Here is a 19,079-nt window from a genome sequence, read left to right as displayed (position 1 = left end):
GGGGCCACCGGGGGGACAGTCCCGGTACGGGTGGGGCAGGATGTGCCCGATGCAACGAGGACTCGTTCACGCGCTCGCGTGGTCGCTCGCCACCGGCGCGGCGGTCACGCTGTCGTGGTGGGGCGTGCACACGGTCATGGCGGGGACGGCCTACGACCCGCCCCGGGCCGTGCCGGTCTCCGTAGGGGCGGGGACACCGCAGCGCATCGGGCAGTCCACCGAGGAGCCCCTCGCCTCCTCCACCCACCGTGCCTCACCGTCCCCCTCCCCCTCGGCGCGGAACAGCGAGCCGAGCCCGTCCCCGTCCACCGCGCGCCCGTCCCGTACGCCGTCGAGCCCCCCGGCGGAGCCGCCCGCATCGGCCAGGGCGGCCGCGGACCCCGGCGAGGTGAAGGGGTACCGCACCAGGGGCGGCCGGGTCGTGTTCGAGCTGGGGAGGAGCTCGGCGAAGCTGGTCTCCGCGACGCCGGAGCCGGGCTGGTCGATGCAGGTGTGGACGAACGAAGCCTGGATCCGGGTGGACTTCAGCGACGGCGGCGGGGTGAACGGCAAGACGTACTCGGTCTTCTGCACCTGGAACGGGACCCCGCCCACGGTGCAGGTCGTCGAGCCCTGAGCCCTCTGTTCGCAGGCCCGGAGGTTCAGAGGCCCTCGAAGACGGACGGCGGGGGCGCGGGCGAGGGTCTGGCCGCCGCGTCGGTGACGACCCCCGCGCCGCCGGTGAAGTCCGTGAGCGCCCGCCCGTGTTCGACCCGGCCGGGGTGCGGGTCGCTCGCCACCCGGCGGGTGAACTCGGCCACGGGCAGCGGCAGGGCGGAGGCCAGCAGGACCGCGTTGCCGAAGCGGCGGCCGCGCCAGACCACGGGGTCGGCGGCGAGCGCGAGTTCGGGGAAGACGGCGGCGGCGGTGGCGATCTGGCCGCGCAGATGGGCCAGCGGGGGGCCGTCGGCCAGGTTGGCGGCGTACTGCCCGGAGGGCTTCAGCACCCGGCGTACGTCGGTGAGGAACTCGGCGGAGGTCAGGTGCGCGGGGGTCCGGGCGCCGCTGAAGACGTCCGCGACGACCAGGTCCGCCCAGCCGTCCGGGAGCCCCGCGAGCCCTTCGCGGGCGTCCATCGACCGGACCCGGACGCGGGCCTGCGGGTCCAGCGGGAGCCGTTCGCGGACGAGCCGGACGAGGGCCGCGTCGATCTCCACGACCTGCTGGGTGGAGCGGGGGCGGGTGGCTGCGGTGTACCGGGCGAGGGTGAAGGCGCCGCCGCCCAGGTGCAGGACGCGCAGAGGCTGGAGCGGGGGCGCGGCGAGATCGATGATGTGGCCGAGCCTGCGCTGGTAGGCGAAGGAGAGGTGCCCGGGGTCGCCGAGGTCCACGTGGGACTGCGGGGCGCCGTCGAGCAGCAGCGTCCAGCCCTCTGGGCGCTCCCGGTCGGGTATCAGCTCGGCGCGTCCGCTGTCGACGGGGGTGGAGAAGGGCTCGCGCTCCTCCCTGCCGCGGCTGCGGTCCTTCCTGCCCTTGGCCTGCGCTCCTCTTCGTGCCACGTGCGCTGGTCCTTGCCGGCGGAGGGGCCGGGGTCCCCGGCGGCGGCGGAGGGTTCCGCCCCTGCCGCCATTATGGGCGCCCCGGGGATCACCGGCAGCCGCCGGGTGAGCGGCGGCCTTCGGGTCGGTGGCGGTCTCGTGCCCGGTTGCGGTCTTGTGCCCGGTTGCGGAAGACCGGGCGGCGGGCAGTCCTCCGTGCAGCGGCAGCCGATCAGTTCAGCGGCAGTTGTCCGCGGCCTCCAGGAGGCGGGCCGCCTGGTCGAGGGCGGCGCGCAGGACGGCGGGATCGGTGACGGGGGCGTCCTCCGCGGGCGGGAGCAGCCAGCAGGAGCCGGCGGCGGGCGGCTCGGCGGGGATGCGCAGCCCGCGTCCGTCCGTCCGCGTACAGGCGCTGCCCGGTACGTCCCAGGCGTCGGCGGTGCCGGGCGGGACGAGGAAGCCGAGGGTGTCGCACGGGCCGTCGTGCAGGACCGGGCCGACGCCCTCGTGGTTCCGGCCGCGGCGGAGGATGTCGACGGCCTCCAGCCCCTGGCGGGCGGGGACGGTGACGAGGTCGCAGGGCTGGTCCGCCGCCGTGGACGCGCACGCGGGTGCGGGTGCGGGCCGTGCGGGCTCCGTGATCGGGCCCATGGGGGTCGTGGTCGTCGTCGGGTTCGTCGCGGTCGTCCGTGAGCCGGTCTCCATGCCGAGGTGCAGCAAGGGAACCCCTCCTCTCATCGCCGAACGGAGCCACACTCCGTCTCCATGGGGACCAACGGCACGGGAGCGTCAAGGGCTACGGGAGCACACCGCCGCAAAGGGTGGCAGTTCATGGCGGATCACGCTCGATATGAGCTTGTTCAAGGGGAAATGCTGGGTTATGTCCTCCGTCGCAGCAGGTACGTTCATGCTCCGCCGGGACACCGGAAAGCAGGACCCGGCTCGCACCGCTTGCACCAGAGAGGGGCCGGCCATGGTGTCGACAGGGGCAGTTCCCAACCTCGCCTTCCGCCGACTGCGCGGACAGCGCTCCGCGGGAGAGTTCGCGGCCGCCGTCCGCAGAGCGGCGCGCGAGATCGGTGAGCAGGTCGCGTGCGATGCCCGGTACATCGGACGCGTGGAGTCCGGGGAGATCCGCTGCCCCAACTACGCGTACGAACGGGTCTTCCTGCACATGTTCCCCGGGGCCTCGCTGACCGACCTGGGCTTCTCGGCCCGCGAGAGCGTACGGGGGCGGGGCGCGCGGACCGTCTCGGCCTCCGCCCCCTCCCCCGCCCCTTCCGCCCCTTTCGTCCAGGGCGAGTCCCCCCACACCGACGAGGAGAGCGACGTGCTGCGTCGCGTGTTCATGATGGGCGGTACGGCCACGGTGGCCGCCGCGTCCCTGGGGCTGGGCGGAGCACCCGCCGCGGCCGCCGGGGTCTCCCTGCCCGCACAGCGCCGGGTCGGTGAGAGCGAGGTGGACGCCGTCGAGCAGGCGGTCCGGCGGATCCGGGTGCTGGACGACCGGCACGGGGGCGACGGGCTCTACCGGCAGGCCGCGCGGCCGTTGCGGGCGGCCTACGAGCTGCTGGACGCCGGGACCACGACCCGGCGGGCGACGGCCGACCGGCTGCACGCGGGCGCGGGTGAGCTGGCCATCTCGGTGGGGTGGCTGGCCCATGACTCGGGGCGCTTCGAGGACGCGCGCTCGCACTACGCGGAGGCCCTGGCGACGGCGCGGCTGGCGGGGGACGCGGGTCTTGAGGCGCACGCGTTCTGCAACACCTCGTTCCTGGCCCGGGACGCCGGGCGGCCGCGGGAGGCCGTACGGGCGGCGGAGGCCGGGCAGCGGGCGGCCCGCGCGCTGGGCTCGCCCCGGCTGCTGGCGCTGCTCGCGTTGCGGGAGGCGGGGGGCCGGGCGGGGCTCGGGGACCGTACGGGGTGCGACCGGGCGATCGGGCGGGCGCGGGCGGCGTTCGAGCGGGGGGCGGCGGCCGGTGACCCGGAGTGGATGAGCTTCTTCCGGGAGGCGGAGCTGGAGCTGCTGGAGGCGCAGTGCTGGTCGGCGCTGGGCGACTGGTCCCGGGCGGCGCGGCACGGGCGGCGGGCGGTGGTGCTCCAGGACGCGCACTTCACCCGGAACCTGGCGCTGTACCGGGCGCAGCTGGCGGGGGACCTGGCGCGGGCGGGCCGGGTGGAGGAGGCGGCGGCGACGGGCCACCAGGTGCTGGACCTGCTGGACCGGGTCAGGTCCTCCCGGATCCGGGGGATGGTGGCGGGGGCGGCGCGGGTGCTCGAGGGGCGTGCGGGGGTGTCGGGCGCGGAGTCCTTCCTGACCCGCCACCGCGAGTCGGGGGGCGCCCGCTCCGGCCTGGCCGGGGCCCCCTCCAGCCCGTCCCGGGGCGGCCACCCCAGCCCGTCGGGAGTGTGAGGGCGCAACCGCTGCCCGGGTGAGGACGCGCCCGGTCGGATCCCGTGGCGCGCGAAGGGCCTCCCGTGGCGCGGGAGAGCCGTGCAGCGCACCCGGAACACGCTCGACGGTCCGGCCCTCGGGCGCCGGACGGCTCAGGCCGTCTCCAGATGCCCCAGGTCGTTCCAGCGTTCCATGGCCGGGGCCCCGTACGCCCATCCCAGTACGGACAGCGACGTCGGTTCCAGGCGGATGCGGGCGCCGAAGGCCAGCTCCTCGCCCAGCCAGCGCGCGGCGAGGGCGCGCAGGATGTGGCCGTGGGCGAAGACCAGCACGTCGCGGTCGGCCGACCGCGCCCAGTCGACCACCGCGTCCGCGCGGGCGGTGACCTCCGCGAGGGACTCCCCCTCCGGAACCCCGTCGCGCCAGATCAGCCACTCCGGCCGGTCCGCCCTGATCTGCGCCGGGGTCAGCCCCTCGTACGCCCCGTAGTCCCACTCCAGCAGCGCGTCCCACCGCTCGGCCCGCTCACCGAACCCGGCGATCTCGCACGTCTCGGCGGCCCGGACCAGCGGGCTGGTGCGCACCTCGACCCCGGGCAGCCCGTTCCACGGCGCCCGGTGCAGCCTTTCGCCGAGCAGCTTCGCGCCCTCGCGGCCGGTGTCCAGGAGCGGGATGTCCGTCCGGCCGGTGTGATTGCCCCGGACCGACCACTGGGTCTGGCCGTGCCGGGCTAGGAGGATGCGCGGTGCCATGGGGGATGCTCCCTGAAACGGTGGTGCGGCCCTCCATCATCCCGTACCGCCCCACCGGGGAACCTCCGGGCCCGCCCCGGCGTCCCTCCCTTGAGCAGCAGCTCGCAGCGGTGGGAACGCCACGGCGGGGCCGGCCGCGTGCGGGATGTCCGGGAGTGGACCCCCGGGGGAGAGGGCGGCCCGCCACCGCCTTACGGTTGAACGCTGACCGTCGGCCGCATGAAAACGGGGAGAGCCACCGGATGCCGCACGCCACCGCCCTGCCCGCGACCGGTCATCGGCCCCGCTGGTGGACGGAGCTGCCGCTGATCGCGGTGGTGTACGCGCTGTACTCCGTGGGCCGCCTCCTGGTCCGCGGGGACGTGTCGACGGCGGTCGACCACGGGCTGGCGATCCTCCGGTTCGAGCAGGCGCTGTACCTGAACGCCGAACACCCGCTGAATCGTCTCTTCACCAGCACCCCTGCCTTGGGCATACCCGCCGACTTCGCCTACGCCACGCTGCACTACCTGGTCACCCCGGCGATCCTGGTCTGGATGTTCCGGCGCAGGTCGGCCGCGTACCGGGCGGCCCGGGTCTGGCTGATGAACTCGACGCTGCTCGGTCTGGTCGGCTTCACGCTCCTGCCGACCTGCCCGCCCCGGCTGCTGGACGCGAGCCACGGCTTCGTCGACACGATGGCGCAGTACAGCGCGTACGGGTGGTGGGGCGAGGGCGCGAGCGCGCCGCGCGGGCTGAGCGGGATGACCAACCAGTACGCGGCCATGCCGAGCCTGCACGTCGGCTGGTCCCTGTGGTGCGGCATCCTCCTGTGGCGCCACGCCCGCCACCCCCTGCTGCGGGCGGCCGGGATCGCCTACCCCCTGATTACCACCATCGTCGTCATGGGTACCGCGAACCACTATTTCCTGGACGCGGTCGCGGGCGCCGCCGTGATGGGTGTCGGAGCCCTGCTGACCAGGCCCGTCATCCGGCTCGCCGACCGGACCAAGGGCCGGCTGCGGGCCGCCCTCGCCACCGTGCGTACGGCCTCCGAGCCGGTCAGGTCCCCGATTGTCAGTGACGGGTGCAAGACTTCCGCGGGTGAGCGAATCCCCGGCCAGCGGACCTCCTCCGCAGATTCCCCCGACGCGCAGGCCGACGGGCCGGCAGCACCCCGTGGCGCGGCAGCCGACGCCGCAGGACCGGGTGCGGGACCAGGCGCCTCGGCCGACGACGACGCTCCGGCAGCGGCTCGCTGAGCTGCGCGGCCCCTCCGTCGCCCCGCACCCGCTCGACGCCCGGGCGCTCGCCGCCCTCGCCGCCAACCCCGGCTGCAAGCGGCGCGCCCTGCTCGACGGCGCCGGGGTCGACAAGGGGGTGCTGGCCCAGGCCCTCGGCTCCCCCGCCCCCTTCGGCCAGTCCCAGTTCGCCTTCATGCGGGGCAACGCCTTCGAGGCCCGGGTCAAGGCCGACGGCGGCGCGGAGCTGCTGCGCCTGCTGTACGAGCGGCTCGGGGGCTCCTCCCCCGCCCCGGGCCCGGATGCCGCCACGCCCGATCTGAGCGCCGCCGGTCCCGAGGGCCGGGCCGCCCGGACCGCGCTCGCCCTGCGCGAGGCGACGGCCGCGGGTGGCTGGGCGCTGCTGGACCACCCGATGCTGGCCCTGGAGGTGGCGGGCTCCCCCGCCTATCTGGAGCCGGACGCCGTGGTGGTGCACCCCGACGGCCGCTGGACGGTGGTCGAGATCAAGTCGTTCCCGATGATCGACGCCTCCGCCGACGCCGCGAAGGTCGGGGCCGCCGCCCGCCAGGCCGCGGTGTACGTGCTGGCGCTGGAGCGGGTGGCGGCGGTGACCGAGGGCGCCGAGGTGGGCCACCGGGTGCTGCTGGTCTGCCCGAAGGACTTCTCCAACCTGCCGACCGCCTCCGTCGTCGACGTACGCAAGCAGCGGGCCGTCACCCGCCGCCAGCTGACCCGGCTCACCCGTATCGAGGACATCGCGGCGGCTCTCCCCGAGGGGACGACCTTCGACCCGGCGTGCTCGCCGCAGGAGCTTCAGGCCGCCGTCTCCGCCGTCTCCGCGGCGTACGCCCCCGAGTGCCTGGCCGCGTGCGAGCTGGCCTTCCACTGCCGGGCCCGGTCCCGGGCCGAGGGGGCCGTGGAGACCCTCGGCCGGAGCGTGCGCGGCGAGCTGGGCGGGCTGACCACGGTGGCCGGGGTGCTGGCCGCCGCCGCGGGCAAGGAGGGCGATCCGGCCGACCCGACCGTGGCCGCCCTGCGCCGGGCCGCGGCGCTGCGCGCGGAGGCGCTGGAGAGCGCGGCCGTCCTGCGCGAGCGCGTCCGGCAGGAGGAGGCCGCCGTATGTCGCTGATCACCACCCTCGCCCGGCTGGAGGCCGTCGACTCCGGCCGCGCCCAGCCGCTCGCGACCGTCCGCCACCGCCATCTCACCGACCGCCCGCTGGTCCTGGTCCCGCTCACCACCGCCGGGGAGGCCGGGGCCCCGCTCGGTGCCCTGGTCGGCACCGATCGCGAGCAGCCCCGGCTGCTCGCCGTGGCCCAGCCGCGCGACCGGGACCTGCGGTTCGCGTTCCTGGCCGAGCTGGCGGAGGCGGTCCTTCCGCACATCGAGGCGTACGAGGACGTCGTCGAGCCCACCGAGCGGAACGAGACCGATCCGGCCACCGGCAAGAAGACCAAGGTCGAGGTCGAGCTGTGCACGGACGCCCCGCAGCTGATCGTGCCGAGCCGGGCGGGCATCGAGTTCGTCCGGCTGCTCGGCCGCTCCATGCGGTTCCGCCGGACCGCCGAGGACGATCCGCAGACGCCGTACCCGGCCCCGGTGCGCGTCCCGCTGCTCGGCCGCTGGCTCACGCACTACGGGGAGCGGGCCCGGGTGCCCGGCTCCTCACTGCTGCTGGCCGCCACCGACCTGCTCAACCGGCACTGGGCGACCGGCCAGAGCAGTCTGGAGGACCAGCACCTGGGGGCGCTGCTCGCCTGGATCGACCCGCCGGAGGGCTCGTCCGGCGCCGAGGCCGCCCTCGCCGCCGAGCTGGCCCGGGACGCGGACGGCCAGCTCCTGTGCCCGCCCGCCGGCCCGGCCACCGACCCGGCCTTCGACAACCGGCTGCTGGCCCCGGCGATCGAGCGGTACGACCGGGCCCGTACGGCGTTCGCGGCGGCCGAGGACGGACTCGCGGCCGACGAGCGGCACGGTGAGCTGAGCAGGGCCGAGCACGAGATCCGCTCGCTCCTGGCCAAGGTGGCCCTGCCGACCTGGGACAAGGTGTGGCAGGGGCTCGACCTGCTGCGGGAGCTGCCCGAGGGGTCCCGGGCCGAGGACCGCTGGACCCGGGACCGCTGGTCCTTCACCGCCCACCGGGACCGGGTGCGCTCCGGCGAGCCGCCGCAGCCCCGCCGCGACGACGCGGTGACGGCCGCGCAGAAGCTGGCCTCCCGGGAGACCGCCCAGGCCCAGCTGGAGGCCCAGGAGGCGCTGGACGATCCGCTGGTGCTGGCCGGGCGGCGGCTGGCGGGCGAGGCGTTCCTCGCGACGGTGACCGGCGTCGAGATGGCCTACACCGAGTCCAAGCGGCCCTCCCCGCGCCCGCTCGTCACCCTCCGCACGGACGAGCGGCCGCATCTCGGCGAGCGGACCAAGGTCTACCGCTCGCTGGACGGCAAGCCGCAGACGGCCGAGTTCGTACGGGCCGGGCAGGAGGAGGGCCCGGACGGCGAGATCCTGCTCGTGCTGCGGATCATGGACCGGATGGGGCGGGGCAAGGAGCCCGCGCCCGGTTCGCTGCCGGAGCCGGGCGAGCGGATCGCCTGGACCCTGTTCGAGCACGACCAGCGCGGCGGGCCGAAGCTGCCCGACCCGGAGGAGACCCCGTGGACCCACGGCGGCCCGCCGGGCGCGGACGCCGCGACGCGCGCGGAGCATCCCGACCCCGTGACCCCGGAGGATCTGCTGTGACCACCGCCCGCTGGGAGGACCCGCTGTGACCACCGTCTTCGACCCCGGCGCCGCGGCGGCGCGGGCGACCGGGGCGATCCTGGACGACACTCTGCGCGGCTCCGCCCGGGGCATCGTCGTGGACTCCCCGCCCGGGGCCGGGAAGTCCACCCTGGTGGTCCGGGCGGCCCTGGAGCTGGCCGCCGCCGGGCACCCGCTCATGGTGGTCGCGCAGACCAACGCCCAGGTCGACGACCTGGTGGTGCGGCTCGCGGAGAAGGAGCCCGAGCTGCCGGTGGGCCGGCTGCACAGCAACGACTCCGACCCGTACGACCCGGTGCTGGACGGGCTGGAGAACGTACGAAAATCGGCCAAGGCGGCGGACCTGGCCGGGCTGGACGTGGTGATCTCCACGGCCGCCAAGTGGGCGCACGTGAAGAACGTGGAGCCGTGGGGGCACGCGATCGTCGACGAGGCGTACCAGATGCGCTCCGACGCGCTGCTGGCCGTGGCCGGGCTGTTCGACCGGGCGCTGTTCGTCGGGGACCCGGGGCAGCTGGACCCGTTCTCGATCGTGGGCGCGGACCAGTGGGCGGGGTTGAGCTACGACCCGTCCGCGAGCGCGGTCTCCACGCTGCTCGCGCACAATCCGGAGCTGCCGCAGCACCGGCTGCCGGTCTCCTGGCGGCTCCCCGCCTCGGCGGCGCCGCTGGTATCGGACGCGTTCTACCCGTACACCCCCTTCCGCAGCGGTACGGACCACGGGGACCGGAAGCTCTCGTTCGGGGTGGCCTCGGACGGGTCGGGCCCGGACCGGGTGCTGGACGAGGCGGCGGAGGCCGGGTGGGGCCTGCTGGAGCTGCCGGCCCGGCACACCCCGCGTACGGACCCCGAGGCGGTACGGGCGGTGGCCCTGGTGGTCCGCCGGCTGCTGGACCGGGGCGGCGTCGCCACCAGCGAGCGGGCGGACGAGCCGGTTCCGGTCACGGCGGACCGGGTGGCGGTCGGCACGGCCCACCGCGACCAGGCGGCGGCCGTGCGGACGGCCCTCGCGGAGCTGGGCGTCACGGGTGTGGCGGTGGACACGGCCAACCGGCTCCAGGGCCGCGAGTTCGACGTCACGGTCGTCCTGCACCCGCTGTCGGGCCGCCCCGACGCCACCGCCTTCCATCTGGAGACGGGGCGCCTGTGCGTGCTGGCCTCGCGCCACCGGCACGCGTGCGTCGTGGTGTGCCGGGAGGGGGTGGCGGAGCTGCTGGACGAGCACCCGTCGACCGAGCCGGTGCAGCTCGGCGTCACGGTGAAGTTCCCGGACGGCTGGGAGGCCAACCACGCGGTCCTGGCCCACCTCGCGGAGCACCGGGTGCGGTGGCGGCCCTAGACCGCCCTCCCCTCCCGCCAGGGCGGTGCGCCCGAGCGGTGCGCCCGGGCAAAGCGTCCGAAAGCCGGTCGCGCTCTTGCGCGGGGTCGGACAATGGAGGGTGGCCGTCCGGGCTGTCCGGACCGCCTGAGGGAGGAACAGCACATGACACAGTCCGAGCGGAACGAACGGCAGCGGCTGCGCCCCGCGCCGCTGCTCTTCGAGCCGTCGGAGGCGGTGGCCGACCCGGAGCACTTCTTCGACCTGGAGTCGGTGGAGGACCCCCGTGAGCTGCTGGCCCGCGCGACGGAGCTGACGCAGGCCTTCCGCGCGGCGACGGACCGGTCGGTGGAGTTCCAGGCGATGGCGGCGGCCCAGCTCGCCGACCCGCGCCGGTTCGACCGGCTGACCGCGGCGGATGTCGCGGAGCGCGCGGAGTGGACCGAGGACTACGCGAAGAAGATGATCGAGTTCGGCCGCTCCCTGCTGGACGCCTCCTCCCCGGCCTGAGCCCGCTTCCGCCGGTCCGGGAGCGTCCCGGTGCGCCGGCCCGGTCAGCGGCCCGGGCCCGCGCGCGGGGTGCGCGGGGGCCTGGGCCGCATCCCGGTCGGCCGGGGCCGACGCCCGGATCGGACCGGTGCGTCCGGCCCGGTCCGGACGCAGGACCCTAGTCCGCCAGGCGGACCGAGAAGTCGCACCACGCGGTCCACTGCGAGCTGGCGGGGCCGTCCTGGACCCTGACCCTCCAGCGGTAGTCACCGCTGGTGAGCCTGGCCTCGGGGAGCTGGTAGACAGCCGTGTGGCCGGCCTCCGTGGTGGCCTTCTTGGTGAGCACGTGCTTCCCGTCCGCCTCGGTCACCTCGAAGACGACCTTGCGGCCGGGCTGGTCCGCGCCTTCGGGCGGCTCGACGGAGCCGGGGGGCGCCACCGACTCGAGGGTCGCGGCGAGGCTCGGACGGTCCGTGGTGACCAGCGGCGGGTTGTCCGGGATCCCGCAGAACTGGAAGCCCGAGTAGGAGCCGTCGGAGATCCGCGGGACCTCGGGGGTCGCGAGGAGCCGATCGGGGTCGCCCGCAGGCAGCGCCTGCGAGCCCTTCGGCGTGGGGTCGGCCATGGAGAGAGGAGCGGCGACCGCTCCGACGACCACGGCGGCGGCCAGCACGATCGCGGCCCGCGACCACGTGCCGGGGACCTTGTCGAACAGACGCATGTTTGCTGTCCTTCCTGGACGTGGGCCGGCTACTTGACGGAGAGCGCGTGGTCGGTGTTCGCGGTGGTGACCCGCACGCACTGGTAGGCGCTCCAGCGGTGCTCGGCGACGAGCTTCTGGCCCAGCGCCTCACAGCCGCCGAGGTTCTTCAGCGTCTCGTAGGCGACCCAGGTGGCCGAGGTGTTGCTCTTCACCTTGTTCGCGGCGACGTAGGCGGCTGCGGCGGCGCCGGAGGAGACCCCTTCGGTACCGTCCCAGTCGTAGTGGACACCCAGCCACACCCGGCCGATGGCGTTCTCGTCCGCGGCGGCCGAGAAGCTGCTGAAGGTCCGGGTGACGCCGACGGCGTTCGGGTCCTCGGTGGTGGCCGTGAAGGTGACGTCGTCGGTGGAGAACCACTGCTCCATGGCCTTCGCCCAGGCTCCGCCGAAGGTGGCGTGCCCCGAGACGTAGGCGGGGAAGGGCGGGGAGAAGTGCTGGCCGTTGCGGTCCTGCGAGAGCGGCTGCCAGTTGGGGTCGACCACGGTGGCCGGGTTGTCGTCGCCGTCGAGCCGGATCGCGGACTCCGGACGCCACAGATCGAGGTCCGTCTGGTACTTGGCGTCCCACGCGACGATGCCGGCGTCCGCCATGGCGAAGGCGGTCAGCGCGAAGAGCTTGGCGTTCGCGGTGACCGACAGACCCCGGTCGCGCGAGACGATCTGGGTGAACTCGAAGAGCTGGCCCGGGGGCTTGTAGGTGCCGTCCAGGTCGTTGGCCCAGAAGAGGGCCGCCTGGGTCTGGTCGGAGGTGCGCTGCGTCGAGTCGGACCTGCCCAGGGACTTCACCTGGTTGACCTGCCGGGCGTACTCCGCGCTCTTCAGCACCTCGGAGCCGCCGGCGAGTTCGGGCAGGCTCCTGGGGCGGAACTGGGAGCTGGAAGCCATGCCGAAGGGCTTGAGCAGGCCCCAGCCGGGGGTGGCGGCGCTGCCGCTCCCCGTGGGGCGCCACTGCCCCGGGGCGGTGCTGGGGGTGTAGGCGGTGTTGCTCGTCGCTCCGTCGTTCTGCCGGTCCGCGATCATGGCCGCTGCCGCCTGCTGTCCGATCGCGGTACCCGCCGCCCGCTGTGCGCCGGTGACTCCGGCCGGGATGGTGGCGCGGGCGTCCGCGATCTCCCGGTCGAAGTCGAGCTGCGGGTAGACCGACCGCAGCACGTCGAAGGCGGCGTGGTCGATGGCGCTGTTGATGTCCGGCAGCTCACCGGACGAGGGGACCTTGACGAGGTAGGCGTCCCCCAGGCACTTCGCGGGACCCTGCGCGCACTGAGCGGAGTTCGCGGCATCGTAGATCGCGCCGTGCATCATCGCACCGGCGCGGGCCAGGGGCCCGGGTGCTCCGCCGATCTGACGGTAGGTCGCCTGCAGCACGTCGTTCCAGTAGGTGACGTGGTCCTTGACCGGGTCGGCCGGGACCTCGTACGTGACCAGCAGCGAGGGCCCGTTGGCCGGTGCGTCGCTGGAGGCGAAGATCTTGTACGCCTTCGTGTCGGACTCGTCGGTGGCGCGGATGCCGATGGAGTTCTCGGCGCGGTCCGCCACGGCCCACTCCTTCACGAGACCGGTGACGTCCGTCTGGATCCACTGGGCTCCGCAGGCGGGTGAGTGGCCGAGCGTGCTCGTCGAGGTCGCGACCTTCGAACGCCAGGCGGGCTGGTTGCTCCAGCGCGTGGCGGTCGAGGTGAGCCCGGTGTCCCAGAGCTCCCACGACCTGGGCTCGCAGGAGTCGGACCAGACCGAGTAGAGGTTGAGCTCCGCGTTGAGGATCTCCATGCCCGAGACGACGAAGTTCCGCGGGAAGTGCACGAAGGAGCGGGCCGCCTGCTTGCCGTACTCACGGCCCACGGGCAGATCGACGGAGGCGGAGAGGTCCTCGGTCACCCCCTCACGCACGGCGGTGTCGAAGTTGGTGCCGAAGAAGACCGCGGGGTCGATGGTCACGGGGTACTGCGTGTTCTCGTCCGCGAGGAACTTCCGGTCGGGCGTGAGCCGCAGCTCCAGGTTCTCGCCCTGCCCGGCGACCTTCAGGTCCACAGCGGCACGGTTGGTGGCCGCGAGACCCTGCTTGTTGCGGGAGGCGTCCCACATCACCGGGGCGGGGAGCCTGCCCACGGTCGTCCCGGTCCTGGCGTCGGTGAACGTGAGGGACCGGTCCGCGTTCTGCGTGGTCTTCAGGCCCTTCGCCGAGAGCGGGAGGGTGATGCGGGCCGCCGCGTCGGCCGCGGAGCGGTTCTTGACGACGAGATACTGCTCGAACCCTGTCCGGGTCGCCTCGACCACCAGGTCGGTGGCGGGCCTGACGTCCACGTAGGTGGCCTTGTTGCCCCGCAGGACGGGGTCGGGCAGCGCGCCCTGCCAGCCGAGGCTGACCTCGTGCGCGCCGGCGCCGAGTGTCACCAGCTCGCCGCCGTCGGACCCTGTGCGGCCGGCGAGCCGGAGGCCTCGGGGATGGCTCTTGGCCCGCACCGAACCGTCCTCGGCCTTCTCCAGGTCGACGTCGACGGCGACCCAGCTCTTCCCCTCGCGGAACCTGACCGGTCCGGCATGGGTCTCCTGCGACATGGTGCCGTCGGGGTTGGCCCACAGCGTCGTGTTCTCGGTACGGGCCCCCAGCACCTCTATCGGGCGCTCCTGGGCGGCAGCGGCGACGCGTGCCGAGAACTCGTCCCGGGCTTCGGCCGCCCCCCGCCGTTCGGCCGTCGAAGCGGGCTCGGAGGCCCCTTGCTTCCGGGTGCCGTCGGCCGCCACAGCGGCACCGGCGGCCATGCCGACCTCGGCCAGCAGCAGAAGGGACAGCGGAACGGCCAGGGCCCCCAACCACCGTGCCCTGCCGGCCTTCCGTGCGGGAACCCCCGCAGACGGATGGATACGTCTTTGCATTGTTGAACCCCCCATTATCGTCCGCCTGTTCGAGACGGGCACCCAAACCCTGACACCTCATCAACCACGCGGTCCAGGGCCGCCCTTGAGCCGGTCGGTGACCTTCATCACTATCGGGCGGCATCGCGCACCCGCCCACGCGCGCTGAATTCATCGGGTTTCCACCACCCCGGCCGGATTCCGTCAGCGGCACCCGCGGGATTCGACGGTGAGAGTTCTCTTCCTCCGGTACCGATACACACCGGACCGTGGCAGGCGCCCGATTCACGAAAAGACGTCTGCATTTCCGGAACTGTCCACACCGGAATGCATCGCACGTTCATTTTCGGCGGCACGCCTTCGAGCACGGCACTTCGCTCCGGACGACCCGCCCTCCCGCACGGAAGGGCGCCCGGGGCGGGGGTGGGCCGGGGTGTCTTGCCGGTCCGCCGCCCCACGCCCCCTCAGCTCCTCCCGCACGGGCTCCACTTCCCGCGCATGTCCGGCCCGCGCGACCCCGTCCCGGCAGGCCCTGACGGGACCGCGGCAGCCGCCGGACCGAGGGCAGGAACCGTGACTCCCTGCCCCTGGAGAGACACGGCCTGTCGCCGCGGAGCGCAAGTGGTGGGAACGCCGCGGCCTCGGCACCTCCGGACGCGGCTCCATAGCCCAGCCGTAAGGGGCCGGGGCAACCCCCTTCGGAGGTAACGATTCCGATTCAGAACCCTCAAATCATGCCGCCGAGGAGCACGGCGCGCCGCTCGCTCCATAGGATCTCCGCGTGCTCGCAGGGCACTTGGCACTGGTTTCGCGACTCTCCCACGTATCTCGTGTGGCGCATCTGACGCGCCTGCAAGGATGAGCCGCATCGGAGGGGACTTCTGTGTTTGCAAACTTCTCATCACCCGCCGCGACCGGGCGGGGAACCACCGGTCGCCGCATAGCGACCTCGGTCGCCACGGCCGGACTTCTGGTCCTGGGCTCCCTCGCCGGGGCCGGCAGCGCCGCGGCCGACGGACGCGACGTCCACCACCAGGGTGGCGCGGTGGCCACGCTGGACGGTCTGAAGACGTATGACACCGCCCGGCTCGACGTCGGCAACGGCAAGACCACGAACATCTCCGCGGGCCTGTTCGAGATGACCGTGGAGGGTGGCGGCCGACTGCAGACGTACTGCATCGACATCCACAACCCGACCCAGAACAAGGCGAAGTACCTGGAGACCCCCTGGGGCCAGACCTCGCTCGGCAGCAACAAGGACGCCGGGAAGATCCTCTGGATCCTCCGCAACTCCTACCCGCAGGTCGGTGACCTGGACGCGCTGGCCCAGAAGTCGGGCGCCGGGAAGCTGACCGCCAAGACCGCTGCCGCCGGCACGCAGGTCGCCATCTGGCGCTTCTCGGACGGTGCGAAGGTCGAGGCGAAGAACGGGCAGGCCGAGAAGCTGGCGGACTGGCTCGAGGCCCAGGCCCAGAACCTCCAGGAGCCGAAGACCTCCCTGACGCTGGACCCGAACGCGGTCTCCGGCAAGTCGGGCAGCAAGATCGGCCCGGTGACGGTGCACACCGATGCCGACAAGGTCTCCGTGGCCGCCAACTCCGACGCCACGGCGGCGGGGATCAAGGTGACCGACAAGGACGGCCAGCCCATCACCTCGGTCAACGACGGCACCGAGCTGTACTTCGACGTGCCGGCGGGCACGGCCGACGGCACCGCCTCGCTCACGGCCAAGGCCACCACGCAGGTCCCGGTCGGCCGGGCGTTCGCGAGCCCCAGCAAGAGCCAGACCCAGATCCTGGCCGGCTCGACCGAGTCCACGATCACCGCGGACGCGACCGTGAACTGGGCCGCGAAGGGCGCCATCCCCTCGGTCACCGCTGAGAAGAACTGCTCCGCGGGCGGCGTCGACGTCAAGGTCAGCAACGACGGCGACGCCCCCTTCACCTTCGAACTCTCCGGCGTCGAGCACACCGTCGCCGCCGGCGAGACCAAGACCGTGACGGTCCCGGTCGGCGAGGACGAGGCGTACGACTTCACCGTCACCGGCCCGGACGGCTTCTCGGAGCGTTTCCAGGGAGTCCTGGACTGCGAGACCCAGGGCACCCCTGCCCCGAGCACCGGTGGCAGCGGCGGGACCCCTCCCACCACCCCGACCCCCACGCCCGGTGACACCGACGGCGGCACCACCGGAGAGACGACCGGTGGTACGACCGGTGGTACGACCGGCGACACCACCGGCGGCACGACCGGCGACACCACGGGTGGCACCACCGGTGACAAGACCGGCGGCACCACCGGCGGCGGCGACCTCGCCGAGACCGGCAGCTCCAGTGCCACGCCCATGATCGCCGGCCTGGCGGTCGCCCTCGTGGCCGCAGGCGGTGCGGCGCTGTTCCTGCTGCGCAGGAAGAAGGCCGCGGGTCAGTAGCCTGCAAAGAGTTCGGTGGACGGGCCCGGCACCCATGTGCCGGGCCCGTCGCCGTGCGGCCCCGCGTACGCGGCAGGGTCCCGCCGGGGCCCACCGCGGCTCCCGGGGCCGGGAACAGACCGCTCCCCCCGGCGCCCCGCTCGGGCAGAGCAGGGGGCGGGCGGCCTCAGGCCGGCGGGCAGGTCCGGTGGCATATTCCGGGCGGGCAAGATACTCCTTCCCCTCACGCCCTGTCCTGGTTTCCGGCAACTCTCGGAATCATCTCCGTCACTCCCGGTAGACCTTCTCTCCATGAGCGCTTGGCTGAAAGACGAAACGACCCTGCAGGCCGGCGGAGCCGCGGCCCACGCCGTCGACATCTTCGCCCTGCTGCGGGACCAGGCGGGGGTGCAGGCCGCCCAGGTGACCGCGGCGGGCGCCGCCTGGCTGGCGGGCGCCTCCGCCTACCCGCGCTCCACGCTCGCGCAGTGGGAGGAGCGCCCCTCCTCGCCCGGGGTACTCCCCTGCGGCACCCAGTTCGACGTCGTCAACGTGCCCGCGCTGTTCGGGCGGCGGATGCTGGAGCGGCTCTGGGCCGAGGGCCCGGGCACCGGTCCGGTCGCCGTGCACCGGGGGCGGATGCTGCTCTTCGCCTCCCCCGGCACGGCCCAGCGGCTGCCCTCGCTGCTGGCCTGGGAGGAGTGGGGCGCGGGCGGCGGCGCTCCGCGCGGCGAGGTGCCCCCGCTGCTCTGCCACGGCACCGGCGACGCCGTCACCGTACCGCCGCTGACCTGCCCGTCCGGTGGTTCGGGCCCGCGCTGGCTGGTGGCACCCGACACCCGGGCCCCCTGGCTGCCGGGACCCGATGTGCTGCTGTGGGCCTGTGTGCGGGTGAGCCGCGCCACGGCGTCCCACCAGGAGTCGCGCGGCTCGGGGCGGACCTCCCACGGGTCCGGGCATTCGATTTTTCCTCGGGCGGATCAGGGTGCTAATGTCTACGACGTCAGCAGGCGCCGTTAGCTCAGTTGGTTAGAGCAGCTGACTCTTAATCAGCGGGTCCGGGGTTCGAGTCCCTGACGGCGCACCGACGGAAGAAGCCCCTCGCGCGAGCGAGGGGCTTCTTCGTGTTCCCGTAGGCGCTCGCGTTCCCGTACGGGCGGCGGGCTCAGACGCCGGTGGTGACCCGGACCGTCCAGGAGCCGGACGGCGTGCGGTCCGCGACCTCCACCCGGGTGCGCTCCCCCGGCACGGTGTAGGTCTCGCCCTCCGCGAGCGGGGCGTCCGCGAGCGGCGGGTAGACCGAGCGGTCCCAGCAGGCGCCGGTGTCCGGATGGGTGTCCACCACCTCGACCGGGCCGCCGCCGGAGGCCGTACCGGCGCGGACCTTGTAGATCAGGATGCCCTCGGTGCAGGTCCCCTCGTCGTTGCCGGTGGCGCTGCGGGCCTCGATGGCGAGCACGCTGTCCTCGCCGGTCCGCACGACGGCGAGCCGGGTGCCGATGGACCCGCCCGGCACGGGCGCGGCGGCGACCGGCTCCAGGGTGAGGTCGGCGGAGCCCTGGACGCAGACGACCTGGGCCTCGTCCAGCCAGCCCAGCTTCCACTTGTGCCAGCCGAAGAGGTCGGGGGCCAGGCCGAACTGGCTGCCCATGACGTCCCAGTCGCCCACGTGGGTGTCCCAGTCGCCCTTGCCGTCGGCGGGGCGGTGGTAGAGGTCGGCCAGGTCGAAGACGTGCCCGGTCTCATGGGCGAGGACGTTGCGGTCGGGCGGGTGCTGTTCGAAGACGGTGACCACGCGCCGGATGTCCGTTCCGTCGGCGCGCAGCGGCCGCTCGAAGTTGACGACCTTCGTGGCGTCGGAGTCCACGCCCGGGGCGTCCGGGTCCGCCACCAGGTAGACGATGTCGTACGCCGAGAAGTCGACGTGTCCGTCGGCGGCGGCGATCGCGTCGCGGAGGTAGGCGGTGCGCTTCCTGGCGTCCCAGTCGCGCTCTATGCCGTACCAGGTGGAGGCGCGCGGCATCGGCGTCCAGCTCCGCCGCGGGTGCGGGCGGAGGGTGAAACGGCCGTAGCTGGCGCGCTCGAAGAAGCGGGTGGTGGCGGGGAAGTGGTCGGCGGCGAGGAGTTCGGGGGTGAGCCGGGGTTCGGAGTCCGGGAAGGAGAGGAAGATCATCACCGCGTCGAGGCCGCGGTCGGGGCGGGGGTAGGCCCCGTTCCAGCTGTCCAGGCCCAGCGAGTGGTGGGCCGAGGTCCTGGGGAGTGTGCACGGGGCCGCGTCGCGTACGGCGGCCGCGGCGGGACCGGCGACGAGCGAGGTGGCGGCGAGCGCCAGAAGGGAGGTGAGGGCGGCCGCAAGACTGCGCACACTCGGCCGCCCCGCTCCCCCGGGTCCGGGCTCACGCTGCACATCGACCTCCGGGTGGGGAACGCGGTACGTCCCGTCCACCCTGTTCCGGTTCATGGCGGTGCGCCCTGTTGTGCTGCCCCACACGGGTCACAGAGGTCACACGCGCCTCAGGGGCGGCACCCGAAGGCGCCCCCACCCCAGACCTTCACGGAACGTCACCGTCGATCGGATCGGCGACTCGATACAACAGAACCGCTCA

The 19,079-nt window shown here is 73.9% G+C and carries 15 protein-coding genes and 1 tRNA gene; 10 read left to right on the top strand and 6 right to left on the bottom strand.

The features are described from left to right. Positions 1 to 49: 49 nt before the first annotated feature. A complete protein-coding gene (locus tag AC0682_RS27055) occupies positions 50 to 616 on the top strand; it encodes a hypothetical protein (protein ID WP_478535697.1) in 567 nt (188 codons plus the stop codon). Positions 617 to 641: 25 nt separating this feature from the next. Here AC0682_RS27055 and AC0682_RS27050 read toward each other — a convergent pair whose 3' ends face one another. Beyond that, positions 642 to 1,538 carry a spermidine synthase gene (locus tag AC0682_RS27050; protein ID WP_478535696.1) on the bottom strand — a complete coding sequence of 299 codons (897 nt, stop codon included), beginning with the start codon at positions 1,536 to 1,538 and terminating at the stop codon, positions 642 to 644. Between the two features lie 216 nt (positions 1,539 to 1,754). Continuing rightward, positions 1,755 to 2,237 carry a hypothetical protein gene (locus tag AC0682_RS27045; RefSeq protein ID WP_478535694.1) on the bottom strand — a complete coding sequence of 161 codons (483 nt, stop codon included), beginning with the start codon at positions 2,235 to 2,237 and terminating at the stop codon, positions 1,755 to 1,757. A 253-nt stretch (positions 2,238 to 2,490) separates the two neighbouring features. On the opposite strand from AC0682_RS27045, the gene AC0682_RS27040 reads away from it, so the two are divergent. Next, entirely contained in the window at positions 2,491 to 3,930 is a 1,440-nt protein-coding gene (locus AC0682_RS27040) for a tetratricopeptide repeat protein (protein WP_478535693.1), read from the top strand. Between the two features lie 134 nt (positions 3,931 to 4,064). On the opposite strand, the gene AC0682_RS27035 is transcribed toward AC0682_RS27040, so the two are convergent. Next, positions 4,065 to 4,664: a histidine phosphatase family protein gene (locus AC0682_RS27035; protein WP_478535692.1), complete on the bottom strand. Its 600-nt coding sequence runs from the start codon at positions 4,662 to 4,664 to the stop codon at positions 4,065 to 4,067. Between the two features lie 242 nt (positions 4,665 to 4,906). Between AC0682_RS27035 and AC0682_RS27030 the strand changes: the two genes are divergently transcribed. The 5 genes from AC0682_RS27030 to AC0682_RS27010 all read left to right on the top strand — a co-directional run bounded on the left by AC0682_RS27030 (position 4,907) and on the right by AC0682_RS27010 (position 10,472). After that, positions 4,907 to 5,905: a phosphatase PAP2 family protein gene (locus AC0682_RS27030; protein WP_478535690.1), complete on the top strand. Its 999-nt coding sequence runs from the start codon at positions 4,907 to 4,909 to the stop codon at positions 5,903 to 5,905. After that, complete coding sequence (locus AC0682_RS27025; protein WP_478535688.1) at positions 5,853 to 7,016, top strand: hypothetical protein; 1,164 nt, start codon at positions 5,853 to 5,855, stop codon at positions 7,014 to 7,016. Before AC0682_RS27030 ends, AC0682_RS27025 begins: the two co-directional genes overlap by 53 nt. After that, on the top strand, positions 7,007 to 8,623 hold the full coding sequence (locus AC0682_RS27020) for a hypothetical protein (protein WP_478535686.1): 1,617 nt from the start codon (positions 7,007 to 7,009) through the stop codon (positions 8,621 to 8,623). Before AC0682_RS27025 ends, AC0682_RS27020 begins: the two co-directional genes overlap by 10 nt. Positions 8,624 to 8,648: 25 nt before the next feature. Next, complete coding sequence (locus AC0682_RS27015; protein ID WP_478535684.1) at positions 8,649 to 9,983, top strand: AAA domain-containing protein; 1,335 nt, start codon at positions 8,649 to 8,651, stop codon at positions 9,981 to 9,983. Between the two features lie 144 nt (positions 9,984 to 10,127). Beyond that, complete coding sequence (locus AC0682_RS27010; RefSeq protein ID WP_367514110.1) at positions 10,128 to 10,472, top strand: hypothetical protein; 345 nt, start codon at positions 10,128 to 10,130, stop codon at positions 10,470 to 10,472. A gap of 157 nt (positions 10,473 to 10,629) precedes the next feature. Here the strand turns inward: AC0682_RS27010 and AC0682_RS27005 are convergent, their stop codons facing one another. Both AC0682_RS27005 and AC0682_RS27000 read right to left on the bottom strand, forming a co-directional pair. Continuing rightward, positions 10,630 to 11,172: a hypothetical protein gene (locus AC0682_RS27005; protein WP_478535682.1), complete on the bottom strand. Its 543-nt coding sequence runs from the start codon at positions 11,170 to 11,172 to the stop codon at positions 10,630 to 10,632. 29 nt (positions 11,173 to 11,201) lie between these two features. After that, positions 11,202 to 14,024, bottom strand: a complete 2,823-nt coding sequence (locus AC0682_RS27000) for a DNRLRE domain-containing protein (RefSeq protein WP_478535680.1) — start codon at positions 14,022 to 14,024, stop codon at positions 11,202 to 11,204. Positions 14,025 to 14,949: 925 nt separating this feature from the next. Here AC0682_RS27000 and AC0682_RS26995 point away from each other — a divergent pair. The 3 genes from AC0682_RS26995 (at position 14,950) to AC0682_RS26985 (ending at position 17,557) form a co-directional block, all read left to right on the top strand. Then, positions 14,950 to 16,494, top strand: coding sequence for an LAETG motif-containing sortase-dependent surface protein (locus AC0682_RS26995; RefSeq protein ID WP_478535678.1), 1,545 nt, complete (start codon positions 14,950 to 14,952; stop codon positions 16,492 to 16,494). Positions 16,495 to 16,785: 291 nt separating this feature from the next. Beyond that, the gene (locus AC0682_RS26990) at positions 16,786 to 17,493 is read left to right on the top strand and encodes a hypothetical protein (protein ID WP_254812490.1); all 708 of its coding nucleotides are present in this window, start codon (positions 16,786 to 16,788) and stop codon (positions 17,491 to 17,493) included. After that, a tRNA-Lys gene (locus tag AC0682_RS26985) sits at positions 17,484 to 17,557 on the top strand. The genes AC0682_RS26990 and AC0682_RS26985 overlap by 10 nt, the downstream gene beginning before the upstream one ends. Positions 17,558 to 17,638: 81 nt before the next feature. On the opposite strand, the gene AC0682_RS26980 is transcribed toward AC0682_RS26985, so the two are convergent. After that, positions 17,639 to 18,934, bottom strand: a complete 1,296-nt coding sequence (locus AC0682_RS26980) for a M6 family metalloprotease domain-containing protein (protein ID WP_478535675.1) — start codon at positions 18,932 to 18,934, stop codon at positions 17,639 to 17,641. Positions 18,935 to 19,079: the final 145 nt, after the last annotated feature.

This window comes from Streptomyces sp. NPDC043746 (assembly GCF_056436485.1).
This window is presented reverse-complemented; position numbering and strand designations above follow the sequence as displayed.

Excerpts from the sequence above, each read along its gene's own strand:
- AC0682_RS27010 (WP_367514110.1), top strand. The coding sequence starts at position 10,128 with ATGACACAGTCCGAGCGGAACGAACGGCAGCGGCTGCGCCCCGCGCCG.
- AC0682_RS27020 (WP_478535686.1), top strand. The coding sequence starts at position 7,007 with ATGTCGCTGATCACCACCCTCGCCCGGCTGGAGGCCGTCGACTCCGGC.
- AC0682_RS27030 (WP_478535690.1), top strand. The coding sequence starts at position 4,907 with ATGCCGCACGCCACCGCCCTGCCCGCGACCGGTCATCGGCCCCGCTGG.
- AC0682_RS27005 (WP_478535682.1), bottom strand. The coding sequence starts at position 11,172 with ATGCGTCTGTTCGACAAGGTCCCCGGCACGTGGTCGCGGGCCGCGATC.
- AC0682_RS26980 (WP_478535675.1), bottom strand. The coding sequence starts at position 18,934 with ATGAACCGGAACAGGGTGGACGGGACGTACCGCGTTCCCCACCCGGAG.
- AC0682_RS26990 (WP_254812490.1), top strand. The coding sequence starts at position 16,786 with ATGAGCGCTTGGCTGAAAGACGAAACGACCCTGCAGGCCGGCGGAGCC.
- AC0682_RS27055 (WP_478535697.1), top strand. The coding sequence starts at position 50 with ATGCAACGAGGACTCGTTCACGCGCTCGCGTGGTCGCTCGCCACCGGC.
- AC0682_RS27035 (WP_478535692.1), bottom strand. The coding sequence starts at position 4,664 with ATGGCACCGCGCATCCTCCTAGCCCGGCACGGCCAGACCCAGTGGTCG.
- AC0682_RS27040 (WP_478535693.1), top strand. The coding sequence starts at position 2,491 with ATGGTGTCGACAGGGGCAGTTCCCAACCTCGCCTTCCGCCGACTGCGC.